We start from the raw sequence: 547 nt of genomic DNA, 5'->3' as shown, positions 1-547 counted from the left end.
CCGGATTCAGAAAAGGCCGAGGCGGTCGAGCAGTTGCTTGATACACCTGAGCTTGCAACGGCACTGGAAAGCGAACAGTTCAAAAAATTCCTTGACCAGGTGCCGATCGCCATTGCCGTTGCGAACCTGGCCGCTGAGGAGCGCGTAGTCTACGCCAACCCGGAATTCGAGAAACTGTCAGGCCTGACGGCCGCTATGCTCACACGAGGAAACTGGGCAGCCCTTTTGGGCAAAGGCCTCCACGAGCAGAAGGACCGGCCACTTGCCGAGGCCGTGGTCGAGGAAACCGATTTTGTCGGCACCTACAGGCTGGAACGCAACGAAGATAAGCCGACGATCGTGGACGTTTATTCCAACGTGATCGAGGACGACAACGGCAAGATGTGCTTCCGGCTGGTGGCGCTGGTCGACGTATCGGCCCATGGCGAGGCGGGAGATGAGCGCTCGGTGGAGGAGCTTGTCAGCGAGAAAGACACGCTGCTGCGCGAACTGCAGCACCGGGTGAAGAACAACCTGCAGATGATCACCGCGCTGATCCGGCTGGAAA

At 59.0% G+C, this 547-nt stretch carries 1 protein-coding gene; it reads left to right on the top strand.

What is annotated here, in order from left to right:
* Positions 1 to 547, top strand: a 547-nt coding sequence (locus NKJ55_RS35550) for a PAS domain-containing protein (protein ID WP_352453950.1), incomplete at both ends; no start/stop codon positions are given.

Origin of the sequence: Mesorhizobium sp. M0106, from assembly GCF_040322715.1 — a bacterium.
GTDB lineage: Bacteria > Pseudomonadota > Alphaproteobacteria > Rhizobiales > Rhizobiaceae > Mesorhizobium.
Note: the sequence above shows the minus strand (reverse complement) of the source record. Positions and strands in the feature narration are given on the sequence as shown.